The organism is Pseudomonadota bacterium (assembly GCA_010028905.1).
Classification (GTDB): domain Bacteria; phylum Vulcanimicrobiota; class Xenobia; order RGZZ01; family RGZZ01; genus RGZZ01.
This window is the reverse complement of sequence record RGZZ01000012.1, coordinates 17,661-31,895: the sequence shown is the minus strand read 5'-3', so window position 1 is coordinate 31,895 and position 14,235 is coordinate 17,661. Positions and strand designations below refer to the sequence as shown.

Below are 14,235 nucleotides of genomic sequence, written 5' to 3'. Positions count from 1 at the left end.
CATCGGGCATGATCGCGCCGTGCAGGGCAATCTCGACCCTGCCATCCTGTTCGCTCCGGAAGCGGTCATCCGCGAGCAGGTCGCAGACGTGATGCGTCGCGCGGAAGGGCGCCCGGGGCACATCTTCAATGTGGGCCACGGCATCATGCCCGGCACTCCGCTCGAGTCGGTGGACATCGTGCTCGACGCGGTGCGCAGCTACCGCCAGCCCTGAGGCGCAGCCCCGCCCCCGCGTCTCATCGCTCAGGATTCCTTGCGGCTCTTCATCTCTCGGCTGATCAGCCGCTTGAGCATTGCCGGGTCGCCCATCTCGGTGAACGAGACGCCAAGCTCGTACCAGCCGTCGCGTCGCGTGGGCTTGCAGCGCGCCACGGTTCCCACGCAATAGAGGGAGTGCTCCTCGCGCCCTTCGAGGTCGATGCGCATGCGCACCTCGCTGCCCGCCTCGACGTTGAGCGCGCCTTCGAACTGCGCGCCTTGCTCGCTGAGGTCGCGTATCGCGCCCAGGCTTACGCGACCATCCGGGGTGAAGCAGGTCACATCGAGCTCGATGCTCACCCGTCGGCTCGTGCGACGCTGAAAGGTCTCGAGGTCGTCGATGCCGAGCTCGTGGCGGAAGAAGGCCTCGACGTACTGCAGGTCGACCCCAGGCGCAGGGAGGTAGGCGAGCCCGGAGTCATAGGCCTGGTGCACAGACGAGTACTTCGACCAGACCACCCGGCAGATGAGATCGATGGAGGCCACGAATCGGGCGTTTGCGGCCTTGTTGCCCGAGACCACGATGCGCATCTCGCGGCCCCTGGGGAGACGATCTGCGGAACGGACCTTCATGCCGTTCGGACTCAGGTTGATCATGTGGCCGCCCACGGCTTTGGCCTGGTTGATCATGTTCACGCTTCTGCGGCAGGGGACCCGGTAGTGACTTCGTCTCTCGGCAAAGTCAGCCTTGGAGGTGAGGCTGGACAATGCGGAGGCGAGCCTCTCGTACATCGCTGACCAGATCACGTCTCGGTTCCTCTCGTATGTCGCTGGGCGGGTTGCGCGTCGTGGCGCGCTCGAGCGCGCGCCGCGGGGATGCTCTTCGTACGGGTTCGCAGGCGGGCCCCAGGTTTCCTGGGTATGTCTCAGCGGGGGGACGCGGCGGGGCGTGGGGCGGGCTTGGGAATGATCGACACGCGCGTGATGCGGCCGTTGACGCCTCGGAACTGGATGCCCAGGGCGGGAAGGGTGTCGATGCTGAAGCCGTTTCCCGTCACCTGGGTGTCGATTGTCTCGCCGTGGTACACCTTCTCCATGTCTGCGCGCGTCGCGCCCGTGACGAGTCCGCGCGCGGTCCGGCACACCAGGGGGTACTCGATGCTGAACTGCGTCACGCGCAGCTTGCCTCCGAGCTCGACCAGGGCGACCACGATCCCGTGGAACGGCCAGGCAAGATAGACGATGCCATCGCCCGGCTTCTCTCCGACCGCAGGTCCGAGCGCCTTCTCGAGCGATTCTCGGGTGTCGCCGATCTGGATGATGCCTGGGATGCCGCTGCCCTCCACGAGCGTGTACGTGGGGAGGGCGGGAACCTCGCGCAGATCATCGCTCTTCGACCGGGTGTCGCTGCCGTGGCGCCAGGTGAGCGTCAGCCTGTCGCCCTTGCGCATCGTGCTCAGCCGCTCGTGCAGAGATGACGAAGACTCCAGGGGGGTGGCGTTGATCTCTACCAGGATGTCGCCTGGGGTCAGGCCAAGTCGGCTTGCGATGCTGCCGGGCATCACCGCGTCGACGAGCAGCCCCGTGGTCTGCGCCTGCGTGTCGATCTGAACGCCCAGAATGGGGTGCAGGCCCACCAGCTGCTCTACGGGAGAGGTGGCCCGCGCAGGGGGAGGGCTCGGCTGCGCCGGAGCGGCCTGGACCCATGCTGGTTGGGAGAGCCACAGCAGCGCGGCGAGGAGCGCTGCGGTCGCACGGTCTGGCCTGGGGGATGGCGTGTGTCGGGAGCGCCTCACGAGACACGGCTTCCACGCCCGCCGTGCCCCTTCCCGCCGGGGCGCAGGAAGGGCCTGCGGAAGACGAGAATCTGCCCCGCATGCCGCCCCCGAGCACGTCGACAGAGACCACATACGAGAGCAGCAACGCCACGCTTCTGAAGCTGGCCCTGCTGCCCGTTCTGGTCGAGGTCGGGCTCATCGGTCTCGCCGCGCGCGCGGCGTCGACCCTTCCGAATGCGGGTGACCCCACGCTGCGCTACGTGAGTGTGGGCATTCCCTTGTTCTGGGCCCTGCTCCTCGCCATCATGATCGGGGCGGCGTTCGTCTTGCTCTCCGCGCAGACGGTGACGGTCGGTGCGCGCGCCTTTGTCTATCGCAGAGGCCGCTACACGGTCATCATCCGTTGGAGCGAGGCCATGTACCGCGAGTCCGCGGTCACCGGTGGGCGCAGCTTCAGTCTGAGCAACAAGACGTCACAGGTGACCGTGCTCAAGATGCTGTACCCGCAGTTCGATCGGCTCGAGGCCGAGGTGGCGTCCTTGATGCGCCAGCGAGATGAGGCCAACCGCGCCTGAGTCTGCACGTGCGCGATGTGTGCATGCGCCCGGCAGAAATACAGGATTTTTTCAGGTTTCATGCGGTTTGAGGCGTGATGATCTGTTCATAAATGGTTAATGGCCTTTCCTCCGTGCCCCCTGTATGATCGAGTCGTAGAAGCAGGATGGCGCGTGAGCACAGCGGAGCATGCTCTCTGGATTCCGCGCAGCCCCCGACCACGGATGAACCGACCGACGTGCGGGCAGCCAGGCGCACCTGGAAGCCAGGCACGACCGGATTCCCCGCGCAGAGCGCACAGGGAGGCACGGCAGTGGAACAGTCAGACAAGGCATTGGCCCGACTCAAGATCATGCGACTGATCGAGAAGAAGCGTAGAGCTCGCTACGAGAAGCGCTATGTGAAGAAGACGGCGGTTGCGCGCAAGGCGGGCTAGACCCCCTGCGTCGCCGCACATTAGACGGCATCCATCCGTCAGCGACAATGATTCCGCGAACCGGCGCGCTCCGGGCTGCACACGAAGGTGTGGCTCGTCGGCGTCGGGCGGCGTGCGGAACGCCGTCCGGGAAGTCGGTTGAGAGCCTTCCACAGCGTCGCTGGGAAGGCGCTTCTGTTTCTGGGAAAATGAGCGAAAAATACATTCCACACCCATGACAGCCGACGCACCGTCCTTTCACATCGAGACCCTTGGATGCAGGGTGAACCAGTACGACGAGGAGATGCTTCGTCGCGAGTTCTTCATGCGGGGCTTTCGCGAGGTGGGTCTCGATGATGCCGCCGACGTCTACGTCATCAACACCTGCACGGTGACGCGTGTTGCTGACAAGAAGTCTCGACAGATGATACGCCGCGCGCTGCGGGCCAACCCAGAGGCGCGCGTGATTGCCACGGGCTGCGCTGTGGGCAATCCCGACGCGCGCACAGCCCGCGTCTCCCCGCGGGTCGTGGAGGTGTCGAACAAGCACAAGGAGCGCCTTCTCGATCTGGTGCGCGCCGAGCTTCCCGCCCATCACGAGCGCGATGAGCGGAACCTTCGTGACGCGGTCCAGGGGAGGGCGCGCGCGCTCCTGAAGGTGCAGGATGGGTGCAATCAGATGTGCACCTTCTGCATCGTTCCCTTCGTGCGGGGGCGCGCTCGCAGCAAGCCGCCGCAGGAGGTTCTCGCAGAGGCCCGCCAGCTGGTGGGCGCCGGCTACCGTGAGATCGTGGTGACCGGCGTGCATGTGGGCTGGTACGGCCGTGACATCGAGGGGTGGGACCTGGGGCGTCTCATGGCGCTTCTCTCGAGAGAGTCTGGCGCCGTGCGCGTTCGCCTGTCATCGATCGAGCCCGCGGACTTCCCGCTCGAGATGCTCGACACCATGGTCGACGAGGGCATCATCTGTCCCCACCTGCACCTGGCGCTGCAGCACGCCAGCGACGACGTGCTCGCGCGCATGCGCAGGGGCTACACCCTCGCCCACTATGACGCCATCGTGGAGGCCTTCCTGACCCGTTTCCCGGAAGGGGCGCTCACGGCCGACGTTCTCGTGGGCTTTCCCGGGGAGACCGAAGACGATTTCGAGCGGCTCTGCGCCTATCTCACCTCGAGACCCTTCGCACACCTGCACGTGTTTCCGTACTCTGTTCGACCGGGCACGGCGGCGGCCCGCATGGGCGGTCACCTCGATGAGCGCGTGCTGCAGGCGCGCATCGATCGCGTCCTGGCGATCGCGCGAGAGCTCGAGGAAGCGTTTCGAGCGCGTTTCCTGGGGCGCACCGTCAAGGTTCTCGTCGAGGAGCACGCGGTCGGGCGTTGCCGTGGCACCACCGACAACTACCTGACGGTGGAGTTCGAGGGCGATGCCTCTCTCGTGGGAAGCATCGCTGCGGTAGAGGTCGACACGCTCACCCCGAGCGGTCTGGCAGGGGTCAGGCCGTCGGTAGCGTCGAGATGAGTTGCTTGTCTTGAAGAGGACTTCATGCCGGGGTGGGGAAGTATGGTGCCGCCATCTCCGGGCCAGGGTTGCCCGACAGGAGAGCCGGCGCGCCTCTTGCGCGCCACGGAGCGATGCGCCCGAGGCCACTGGCCGACATCGCCCAGATTGAGAAGTCGTATGTCAGGTTTCTTCGAGAGACTCAGGGCCCAGCGCCCAAAGACAAACCGCAAGACCGTTGAGAGTCCGGCCCGCGACATCCCCGATAACCTGTGGGTGAAGTGCAGCCGGTGCGGAACCGCGGTCTACCGCAAGACCTTCGAGGAGCAGCTCAAGGTCTGCGACAAGTGCGGCCACCATCACAAGCTGGGCGCGTGGGAGCGCATCGAGAGCCTCGTCGACGCCGAGACGTTTGTCGAGTGGGGCAGCGACGTGGCACCTGCCGATCCCCTTCAGTTCGGGCCGGAGTACGTCCAGAAGCTCGCCGATGACCGGAAGAAGACACGCCTCTCCGACGCTGCGCTCACGGGTCGGGGGTGTGTCAGTGGCTTCTCCGCCGCCATCGGTGTGATGGATTTCGGCTTCCGCGGCGGTTCGATGGGTTCGGTGGTGGGCGAGAAGCTCACCCTGCTCATGGAACGGGGCCTCGAAGAGCGCCTTCCCGTCATCGTGGTGACGTCGTCGGGTGGAGCGCGCATGCAGGAGGGCATCTACTCCCTCATGCAGATGGCGAAGACGAGCGCCGCACGCGTGCGTCTTACCCAGGCCCGTCTGCCGTACATCGTCGTGCTCAGCGATCCCACCACGGGCGGCGTTGCGGCGAGCTTTGCGGCGCTGGGAGACGTGATCCTCGCCGAGCCCAACGCCATCATCGGCTTTGCGGGGGCGCGCGTCATCGAACAGACCATCCGGCAGAAGCTGCCGGAGGGCTTCCAGACCGCTGAGTTCTTTCTCGAGCACGGCTTCATCGATCGCGTCGTGCCACGAAAAGATCTGAAATCTTCCATAGCCCGTCTGATCGGGTTTCTCACGCGGAACAGCACGGTGGCGAGTGCCACGAAATAGCTGTCGCGGCCTCGATGGGAGGCACCGATGCCGAGGCGCGGGGGGGCATCTCCACCCAGGCGTCTCGACACCGGAAGGGTCGGTGTGTCCGGCCAGTCACGTAACGCGATGCAGGGAGTTCGTCAGTAGCCATGAAACGTGTCCTTGAGGTGGAGACTCCTCTGCTCGAGCTCGAGGAGAAGATCAAAGAGTTGAAGAACGTCAATCAGACCGGCAAGGTCGATCTGTCGCGCGAGATCGAGGCGCTCGAGCGCAAGGCTGCGCAGCTGAAGAAGAGCATCTACGAGAATCTCTCCCCGTGGGAGAAGGTTCTGCTGGCGCGCCATCCGGAGCGCCCCACGTCTCTCGACTACGTGCAGGCCATGTTCACCGATTTCTTCGAGCTGCACGGCGATCGGCTGTATGCCGACGACGCGGCCATCATCGGCGGTTTTGCCTACCTCGAAGGGCGTGCGGTGATGGTCATCGGGCACCAGAAGGGCAAGGAGACCAAGGAGAACCTCGCGCGAAACTTCGGCATGCCGAACCCGGAGGGGTTCCGCAAGGCGAGTCGCCTGATGAAGCTCGCAGAGACCTTCAACGTGCCCATCATCACCTTCATCGATACGCCCGGCGCCTATCCGGGCATCGAAGCCGAGGAGCGCGGCCAGTACGAGGCCATCGCCTCGAACATCGCACTGATGACCTCTCTCTCGGTGCCGATCCTGGTCACCGTGATCGGGGAAGGGGGAAGCGGCGGCGCACTGGCGATCGGTGTCGGCGATCGCGTCTTCATGCTCGAGCACTCTGTGTACTCGGTCATCTCGCCGGAGGGCTGCGCGTCGATCTTGTGGCGTGATGCCTCTCGCGCCCAGGATGCCGCGGTCTCGCTTCGCCTCACCGCCCAGGATCTGCTGCGTCGCGGCATTGTCGACGTGGTGGTGCAGGAGCCGCTCGGGGGGGTGCATCGCGCGCCAGAGCAGCTCTTCCGGAAGCTCTCGAACATTCTCATCGAATCGCTCGATGAGATCGCAGCCCTCCCAGCGGAAGAGCTGCTGCAGCGTCGCTACGCGAAGTACCGCTCCATGGGAGAGTTCCAGCGCGAGAGCGATGAGAAGCTCACGGCGGCCGGACTGGGCGGGGCGCGATAGCCGCGCGCTCCGCCGCGTCGGTTCCGCGTGACGCATGGGAGCGTGGGCACCGGGCTTTCGAAGAGAAGGCCCGGTGTTTTCTTTTCAGACAAGAGGAAGTGCTTTGAACCTGACGAATTGAGTTGAACTATTCTCAATCCTGTCCGCGCGGGCGACGCGCAGACGACGCGCAGGAGGCCCCATGGGGTACGCAGCAACGCACTCGACCGCCAGTGATGTTCGACCTCCACGGCGCGAGCGGGTTCTCGAAGGGCTTCGAACGGTGGGCATCAACCTGCTCTTCGTCGTAGGCGTCCTCGTAGTGGGATACAGCCTCCTTGTCACCTACGACCTGAAGCAGCAGGAGACCGCTCTCAAGCGCCAGGAGGTTGAGGCTGCGCGCGCCCAGCTCGATCGTGACGTCGAGGTCAACGATCGGCTGAAGAGCCAGATCCGCTTCCTGCGCACCGACGCCGGGGTCGAGAAGGTCGCCCGCGACGCGCTGGGGCTGGTTCGCCCGAATGAGCAAACGTATGTGGTGGTCAACGCCCCTTCGAGCAAGGCTGCCAGGCTGAGTCCCCCCGCTCCCGTGGCGGAGGCCCCCGCGGCCGGTCCGGGGCTGCTCACACGTCTGTGGTCTTCGGTCGTCGAGGTGTGGAACGGCGGCGACTGAGCGGTTCCGAAGCAGTCGCTGCGCGGCTCTGGAGCGCAAGGAGGTGGGCGCGATGTCCGCGATCTGGGCGGGGTTCGACGTTGGCACCAATTCGGTGAAACTCCTGGTGGGTGCCGTCGAGGGGCGTGCGGAGGCTCCGCGGCTCGAGGTGCTGCATCACGAGGTTCGCGTCACCCGCATGGGCGAGGGTCTCAATGCCTCGGGCGTGCTTTCCGAGGCCCCCATGCAACGCGCGCTCGACGCGATCGACGCGCTGGCGGCGGTGGCGCGGCAGTACGCGCCCAGGGGCATGAGCGCGCTCGGCATGGAGGCGTTTCGTCGTGCCGCCAACAGTCAAGCGTTTGCTCGGCGCATCGAGGAGCGCACCGGCATCTCCCTGCGTGTGCTGGAAGGTGAGGAAGAGGCCCGCCTCGGACGAGAAGGCGTGCTGCTCGGCTTCGGCGAGCCGCTGCCTGAGGCGGTGCTCGTGGTCGACATCGGCGGCGGCAGCACCGAGCTCGCGCTTACCAGGCCTTCCTGGGAGGTCAGCGTTCCTCGGGGCGCCGTGACCACCTCAGAAGCGTTTCTTCAAAGCGACCCCCCCACGCGCGACGAGATGGAGCAGATGCGAACGGCACTCGAAGAGGTCTTCCGGGATGCCTGGGCCAGCTGCCCGGCGGCGTCCGCCGCACCCACCGTCGTAGCGGTGGGAGGCACCATCACGACGTATGCGGCCATCGCAATGCAGCTGGCAGCCTTCGATGCGACGCGGGTGCATCGCGCGCGCCTCACGGCGTCGGAGATTCGCGCGATGACCGATCGGTTGGCCGCGCTTCCGCTCTCGTCGAGACGCGACGTCGTCGGCCTCGATCCCGGCCGTGCCCCGTACATCGTGGGCGGGGGGGCTCTCCTAGAAGCCGTTCTGCGGTCTGTGGGCGCGCACGACGTTCGTGTGAGCGTTGCGAACCTGCTCCACGCGCACGTCGTGCATGAGGCGTTGCGTTGCTGAACGGCGGGCGCGTTGCGAGGCGCGAAGGGGGGGAGCGCTACCCTCTCGAACCTCTTCGCCACCGTGCCGGAGTGGCGGAATGGCAGACGCAGGAGACTTAAAATCTTCTGCCCCTTGGGCGTGCGGGTTCGAGTCCCGCCTCCGGCAAGCGGGAGCCCCATCGCCGCACCACGCCAGTCGCGAACGGCCTCCGGGATGTCCAGGAATCACGCTGTGGCGGGTGGAACACGACGGTACGAAATCCTTCGGAGGTGTTCTGATGAGCACAGACAGAGATCGTCACGACTACTCGCTGCTGGGCAGCTTCATGCCAAAGGAAGGCCCCGATCCGCGCAAGAGCATTCCTGTAGAGGTGCGCTTCGGAGACGAAGAGGCCGCGCCGAAGCCCGCAACCCCTCCCGCACAAGCGGAGCCGTCAACGGGGGCCTGAAAATGCGGGGCGCCTGATTTTCGATTTCGGGCGGAACCCTGGTTTTTTCGTTGATACCATCAAAAAACACCGGAAAATGTCTCTTCGGAGACGCTGTTCGGTTCGAATCGAGTCGTTGAAAACGTCTCCGACACGGACTTTCTGTCTTCGGGAGAAGCATGTGCGAGGGAGCCCTGGGTTGAATGGAAGAGAAGCGCATCTGGTCTGAGGTCAACAAGATCATCCGGAACTGCGAGCGCCGGCGCAAGCGCGGTGAGCAGAAGACCCGTCGCGGAGACGACGGCGAGATGATCACGCCTCGGCCTGTGTCTCGGGGGCGCCGCAAGAACGTCCAGCTCTTCATGCGGGCCATCGACGACATCATGGCACGCGAGCACGAGGTCAACATCGATCTCACTCTCAAGGGCGACATGGCGCGGGCGTTCCACATCACCCTCGCCATCGGCCGCTACCTCTGGAACCAGGACGAGGACGCCATGATTTCGCGCATCGTTCAGTCGGGCATCGAGCAGATCATCAGCGAGCACAACTCCGATCTCATGTACAAGGAGATGCGCAAGCTCTTCAAACCCCTCATTCGAGAGATTCTCGAGGAGATGGAAGACGGCGAGGCCGATTAGGCCGCTCTATCGCAACAGCAGATGAAGCAAACGCCCGCCGCGCTCGTGTGAGCATGCGGCGGGCGTCTTCACGCGGTGCGGGCGCGTGTGGCTGATCTGCTACTTCACGTCGAGCAGCTCGATCTCGAAGACCAACGGCGTGTTCGGGGGAATGGTCTCTCCCGCGCCGCGTGAGCCGTAGGCGAGCTGCGCAGGGATGAGAAGGCGGCGCTTGCCGCCTATCTTCATGCCCACAACGCCCTGGTCCCACCCTTTGATGACCTCGCGAGCGCCGAGGTTGAACGTGAAGGGCTGGCCGTGGTCGTAGCTTGAGTCGAACTTGCGCCCATCGGCGAACGTTCCGACATAGTGGACCGTGACGCGCTTGCCGGTGATGGCGGCGTCTCCGGTGCCCATGACGAGATCTTCGATGACCAGGCCGCCGGATGAGGTCTGCTGCCGGGGCCCGCGCGGCGCACCGGCGCTGCGCTGGTCGTGGAAGACCTTCCACCCCTGGGGGGTCTTCTTCCAGGCAAACGTGACGATGCCGCCCAGTGCGGGCTGCTTCTCGACCTCGATCACATAGCCGCACAAGCTCAGCGCCGTGCTGTCTGAGAGCGGGGTGATCTCCATCGTGTCGTATCGCATGGTGCCCATGTTCTTGAGGTTGAACACCTTCTCGTAGATGCCGCGCAAGGTGTCGAAGCCGCGGTTGATCTTGTCGGTGACGACGAACGTGATGTCAGGCGAGTTCTCGTAGAACCCGAGATAAGCGGTCAGATCGCCTCGGCTCCAGGCCGCGGCCTGTTCGGTCAACGTGGCTTTGATCTGGTCACGGATCTCGTCGGTCTTGGGAGCCGCTGTACCTGCAGACGCGAGAGACAGGGCAATCAGGGCGGCGCATGCGAGGGACCGGATCAGCGCCAAGGGACGCGTTGTGACGCGCGGAATGTGCATGGAAGTGGTCTCCGATCAGAGATAGGTCGGGCCGTGTTCGCCACAAGGCTGCTGCGCGCCTCTTGGTCAATGGCCCGAGGAGCGCAGGAGCCCCGCTCTCCAGGAGGAGGGCGGGGCTCACAAGCGCAGGCTTCTTCGAAATCTCGTCTGGAGCCGCCGACAGGACTTGAACCCGCAACCAGCGGTTTACAAAACCGCTGCTCTACCATTGAGCTACGGCGGCGACACCAGGAGTCGCGCGCCCGCGACTCACCCTCGTATTATGGGATTCTGTCCTCGTGCTGTCAAGCCGCAGGGGAGGGGGGGCGCATGGTGAACTGAAAAAGCGTGCGCCGCGTCATCTTCGGGATTGTCACTCTCTGCCTGTTGCTCTCGTTTGCAACCCCACACGTGTCTTCTGCGCAGTACGAGACGGAGCCGGGTGACGCGCGAGAAGCAGAGACCAGCAACGATCTGCCTGCCCTGGGACCCGCGCTTCCCCCCTTGCTCTCCCCTCTCCCGGGCGGCAGCCTTCCCGACCCTGGCGTGGTGCTCGACGGCCGTGTGCGGGTGCTGGTGCGCCGCAATCACGAGTACCACTGGGTGTTTCGCATCGAGAACGGGTCGGCGGAGCGCATTGGCAGCTTCAGTCTCGCGGTGCCGAACCCGGGATACGACTCACGCATCACGCCGGCCGGTCCCGTTGGATGGACGGTGCAGCGCGAGCGCGGTGAAGGTGAGCTCGAGGGTCAGTGGGTCTATACGTGGGCGGCCGTCGACCCCAGCGGCGCGCTTCGCGCGGGAGGACGCATGGAAGTGGCCCTTGCGTCTGGCGCGCTGCTTCTCGGGGGAGAGAGAAAGGCCCGGCTGTTCGCGGGGATCGCTGTGCCTTCGCCGGTGGGATTTGAGGGAGAGCAACCTCCATCGGGAACCATCACGCGATCATCCACTCGTCTCGTGCTGCCCTGGGATTCTTCGTACCGGCCAATCAAGGCGCCGCTCGTCAACGCCCAGCGAAGAGCAGGGGGAAGCTCGGTCGAGGTGCCGTTTCCGGTGCTCTCGTTCCTTCCCGTGCCCCCCAAGGAGATGTCGTTCCTCCAGGGTGTTGATGCCCAGCGCCTCGACATAAGGACCACGGGGCGGGGGGTTCACGCAGGTCATGTGTTCCACATGACGGTGCGCTCTGGAGCGCCCACCGTGGCCGTTCTCGAACGGGGAACCGTTCTCGTGCCGAGCCTGCCGCAGTACGATGCGTTCATCGTGGGGCGCTCGGAGCGGTTGATCATGGCGTCGTGTGACACCGCCACCATTGCGGTTCGCGGCTACAGCATCACCTACGGCAGGAAGGCTCCCCCGCCCCGACTGGTTCTCCACGACCTCGAGTACCGCTTCGCTCCGCATGCGTCGCAGCGAGAGATCGAGACCTATCGCAAGATCGTGGCGCGTTCGTCTCGCTTTGTGCCGTTGCTCGGAACGCCGCTGGGCGATCGCTACTTCGATACGGTCGTGCAGTGGGCGATATGGCGCGCGCAGCGTCTCATGGAGAGCAACCCGCTCTCGGTGCGCGACGTGGAGCGCGATATGTCACAGGTGTACGCTGTGCGCCAGACGCTCAAAGGCCCCGTGCGCGACTACATCCTGCAGCCCTTGCAGGTGTCTTTGCTGGCCCGCCGCGTCTGGTCGGACACCGACGCCTTGTTGCAAGACGCTTCACCAGACCCCGTGCCGTAGCCTGGCCTGGCACCTTCGATGGAGCTCTGAGGTGAGCGCCAGCAGACGCGAGAGCGAGAGCTGCGAATGCCGGAGAGATGTGAAAGAGGCCCGCGAATCATCTTCGCGGGCCTCTCGCTTGCGCGCAACTGGTGGCGCCCTCTGCGATCAGTAGTGCTTCTCGCCCAGGGTCTTCTCGATCTTGCGCTTCACGCGCTGCAACGCGTTGTCGATGGACTTCACGTGGCGGTTGAGCTCCTTGGCCATCTCCTGGTATGACTTGCCCTCGAGATAGCTGAGCAGCACCTGGGACTCGAGCTCGCTGAGGTTTTCCTGGATCTTCTCGCGAAGGTCGTCGGACAGCTCGTGGCTGATGAACACCTCTTCGGGGTCGGTGATCTTGGTGCCCGACAGGATGTCGAGCATGGTGCGGTCGGAGTCTTCGTCGTAGATGGGCTTGTTGAGGGAGATGTACGAGTTGAGCGGAATGTGCTTCTGACGGGTCGCGGTCTTGATCGCGGTGATGATCTGGCGGGTGATGCAGAGCTCTGCGAAGGCGCGGAAAGAGGAGAGCTTGTCGGCGCGGAAGTCACGGATCGCCTTGTACAGGCCGATCATGCCCTCCTGGATGATGTCTTCCCGGTCTGCCCCCACCAGGAAGTACGACTTGGCCTTCACCCGGACGAAGTTCTTGTACTTGTTGATGAGGTACTCGGTTGCGAACTCGTCGCCGCCCTTCGAGAGCTTCACAACCTCCTCATCGGGCTCCTGGGTGAGATTGGCCATATAGGAGTTTTGGAGTTTCAACAACGTACGCCCTCCGTTGGACAGATTCTGTTCCCAAAACCTTTCCATATTATAGGGGGAGGGGGATCAGAAGTCAAGCCTCAGAAAACCGCATCACTGCAGGGTTTTCGCGAAGTCGGGTCCGGTCTGGCGTGTCAATTCTGCCCTTCGGCAGGCCTTCAGAACCCGTCTCTTCACCCAGGGCAGATGCTCTCTGCCCCTGTCTCCCACGGTGACGAGACGACGTCGGGAGGCATCTCGTTCCCCACGTCTCGAGGGCACGGAAAGCGAAAGAGGAGCGGCCTACCGCTCCTCTTCAGATGTGCTTGGGGCTCGGGTCTACTCGAGGCCCTGGGCTTCCTTCGAGATGCTCACCTTGTCCTGGGTGTTGATGCCGTGGGACTGGTGGTTCTGCTGCGGCGCCTGGGCCGGCTGCTGCGCAGACGACGCGGCGTGCGAAGCGCCTGCCGCCTCGGAACCCTTCGACTTGCTGCTGCTCGAGGAACCGACCTTGCCAATGCCTTCAATCTCTTTGTCGTTCGCCATTTGTGCCTGCCTCCTGTATTTCAATCGAGGTGGGAGTCTGCGGGTCGCCGCGTTTGTCTGTTATGACTTCTCGCACAGTCATCATCGCAGTCTCGGAGTTCGTGATCAAGGGGTTCTGGCGTTCACATTGTGAACATCATCTACCCGATTTGTTAACGAAAGCCGAAGAGTTAACAAATGTGAAACAAATCAGGCGGCCTGTCACGCCCGCCAGGCCCTTGTGCTCTCGTACATGAGCAGGGCGGCCGCCACCGAGACGTTGAGGGAGTCGACCTCTCCGCGCATGGGGATGCGCACGACCTGGTGGCACTTCTGGGAGACCAGGCGTCCCAGGCCCTTGTGCTCGCCCCCCACCACCACGATCACGGGGCCCTCGTAGCGAGCGTCGCGGTAGTCGACGGTGCCACTGGCGTCGGCCCCCACGATGCTGAAGCCGGCCTCGGCCTGCTTCTCGAGGAACTGCGCGACGTTGCCGATCTTCACCACGGGCACATGGGCGTCGGCGCCAGCCGAGGTCTTTGACACCACGCCCGTGAGTCCGGCGGCCCGACGTTGGGTCACCGCCACCCCGTGAAAGCCGGCGGCGTCGGCGCTGCGGATCATCGATCCGAGGTTGCGCGGATCCTGAACCTCATCGAGGACGAGCACGCGGGGGTCGACCTTGCGGCGGGCCGCCAGCGCGAGAACGTCGTCCCAGTCTGCGTAGTCGCGCGTGGGTACGGACGCCACCACACCCTGGTGCTGAGCGGTTCCCGCGAGCCTGTCGAGCACGGCCTTCGAGACGGTGGAGAACGGGATTCTCCGCTCTCGCAGGCGGCGGCGGATCTCACGCACCGCCTCTGTCTCCTGGGCGCCCTCGAGCAGGAACACCTTGTCGATGTCCTGGCCTCCGCGCAGGGCCTCGAGTACCGGATGCCGACCATAGAGCTGGCTCTCTCGCATGTGC

General features: G+C 64.6%; 15 protein-coding genes and 2 tRNA genes. 10 read left to right on the top strand and 7 right to left on the bottom strand.

What is annotated here, in order from left to right; genetic code table 11:
* On the top strand, positions 1-214 hold a 214-nt coding region (locus EB084_02040), incomplete at its 5' end, for a uroporphyrinogen decarboxylase (protein ID NDD27030.1).
* Between the two features lie 29 nt (positions 215-243).
* Here EB084_02040 and EB084_02035 read toward each other — a convergent pair.
* Both EB084_02035 and EB084_02030 read right to left on the bottom strand, forming a co-directional pair.
* The gene (locus EB084_02035; protein NDD27029.1) at positions 244-1,005 is read right to left on the bottom strand and encodes a PilZ domain-containing protein; all 762 of its coding nucleotides are present in this window, start codon (positions 1,003-1,005) and stop codon (positions 244-246) included.
* Between the two features lie 119 nt (positions 1,006-1,124).
* A complete protein-coding gene (locus EB084_02030; protein ID NDD27028.1) occupies positions 1,125-2,108 on the bottom strand; it encodes a PDZ domain-containing protein in 984 nt (327 codons plus the stop codon).
* On the opposite strand from EB084_02030, the gene EB084_02025 reads away from it, so the two are divergent.
* The 8 genes from EB084_02025 to EB084_01990 all read left to right on the top strand — a co-directional run bounded on the left by EB084_02025 (position 2,075) and on the right by EB084_01990 (position 9,332).
* On the top strand, positions 2,075-2,551 hold the full coding sequence (locus EB084_02025; GenBank protein ID NDD27027.1) for a hypothetical protein: 477 nt from the start codon (positions 2,075-2,077) through the stop codon (positions 2,549-2,551). The two genes, EB084_02030 and EB084_02025, sit on opposite strands and share 34 nt — an antisense overlap.
* Positions 2,552-3,181: 630 nt before the next feature.
* A complete protein-coding gene (gene mtaB / locus EB084_02020) occupies positions 3,182-4,468 on the top strand; it encodes a tRNA (N(6)-L-threonylcarbamoyladenosine(37)-C(2))-methylthiotransferase MtaB (GenBank protein ID NDD27026.1) in 1,287 nt (428 codons plus the stop codon).
* A 159-nt stretch (positions 4,469-4,627) separates the two neighbouring features.
* Positions 4,628-5,512 carry an acetyl-CoA carboxylase carboxyltransferase subunit beta gene (locus EB084_02015; GenBank protein NDD27025.1) on the top strand — a complete coding sequence of 295 codons (885 nt, stop codon included), beginning with the start codon at positions 4,628-4,630 and terminating at the stop codon, positions 5,510-5,512.
* A gap of 131 nt (positions 5,513-5,643) precedes the next feature.
* Positions 5,644-6,642 (top strand): acetyl-CoA carboxylase carboxyltransferase subunit alpha, encoded by a 999-nt coding sequence (locus EB084_02010; protein ID NDD27024.1) that lies wholly within the window; start codon positions 5,644-5,646, stop codon positions 6,640-6,642.
* Between the two features lie 181 nt (positions 6,643-6,823).
* Positions 6,824-7,294 (top strand): septum formation initiator family protein, encoded by a 471-nt coding sequence (locus tag EB084_02005; GenBank protein NDD27023.1) that lies wholly within the window; start codon positions 6,824-6,826, stop codon positions 7,292-7,294.
* Positions 7,295-7,346: 52 nt separating this feature from the next.
* Entirely contained in the window at positions 7,347-8,282 is a 936-nt protein-coding gene (locus EB084_02000) for a hypothetical protein (protein NDD27022.1), read from the top strand.
* Between the two features lie 65 nt (positions 8,283-8,347).
* Positions 8,348-8,429 (top strand) — tRNA-Leu (locus EB084_01995).
* 465 nt (positions 8,430-8,894) lie between these two features.
* Positions 8,895-9,332: a hypothetical protein gene (locus EB084_01990; GenBank protein ID NDD27021.1), complete on the top strand. Its 438-nt coding sequence runs from the start codon at positions 8,895-8,897 to the stop codon at positions 9,330-9,332.
* 99 nt (positions 9,333-9,431) lie between these two features.
* On the opposite strand, the gene EB084_01985 is transcribed toward EB084_01990, so the two are convergent.
* Together EB084_01985 and EB084_01980 are read right to left on the bottom strand one after the other, a co-directional pair.
* A complete protein-coding gene (locus EB084_01985; GenBank protein NDD27020.1) occupies positions 9,432-10,268 on the bottom strand; it encodes a hypothetical protein in 837 nt (278 codons plus the stop codon).
* Positions 10,269-10,416: 148 nt separating this feature from the next.
* Positions 10,417-10,491: transfer RNA gene (locus EB084_01980), tRNA-Thr, on the bottom strand.
* A 104-nt stretch (positions 10,492-10,595) separates the two neighbouring features.
* Here EB084_01980 and EB084_01975 point away from each other — a divergent pair.
* Entirely contained in the window at positions 10,596-11,978 is a 1,383-nt protein-coding gene (locus EB084_01975) for a hypothetical protein (GenBank protein ID NDD27019.1), read from the top strand.
* A 147-nt stretch (positions 11,979-12,125) separates the two neighbouring features.
* Here EB084_01975 and sigH read toward each other — a convergent pair whose 3' ends face one another.
* The 3 genes from sigH to rlmB form a co-directional block, all read right to left on the bottom strand.
* Positions 12,126-12,812, bottom strand: coding sequence for an RNA polymerase sporulation sigma factor SigH (sigH, locus tag EB084_01970; GenBank protein ID NDD27018.1), 687 nt, complete (start codon positions 12,810-12,812; stop codon positions 12,126-12,128).
* 270 nt (positions 12,813-13,082) lie between these two features.
* Positions 13,083-13,289, bottom strand: coding sequence for a hypothetical protein (locus EB084_01965; GenBank protein ID NDD27017.1), 207 nt, complete (start codon positions 13,287-13,289; stop codon positions 13,083-13,085).
* 201 nt (positions 13,290-13,490) lie between these two features.
* On the bottom strand, positions 13,491-14,231 hold the full coding sequence (rlmB, locus tag EB084_01960) for a 23S rRNA (guanosine(2251)-2'-O)-methyltransferase RlmB (GenBank protein NDD27016.1): 741 nt from the start codon (positions 14,229-14,231) through the stop codon (positions 13,491-13,493).
* Between the last annotated feature and the right edge of the window lie 4 nt (positions 14,232-14,235).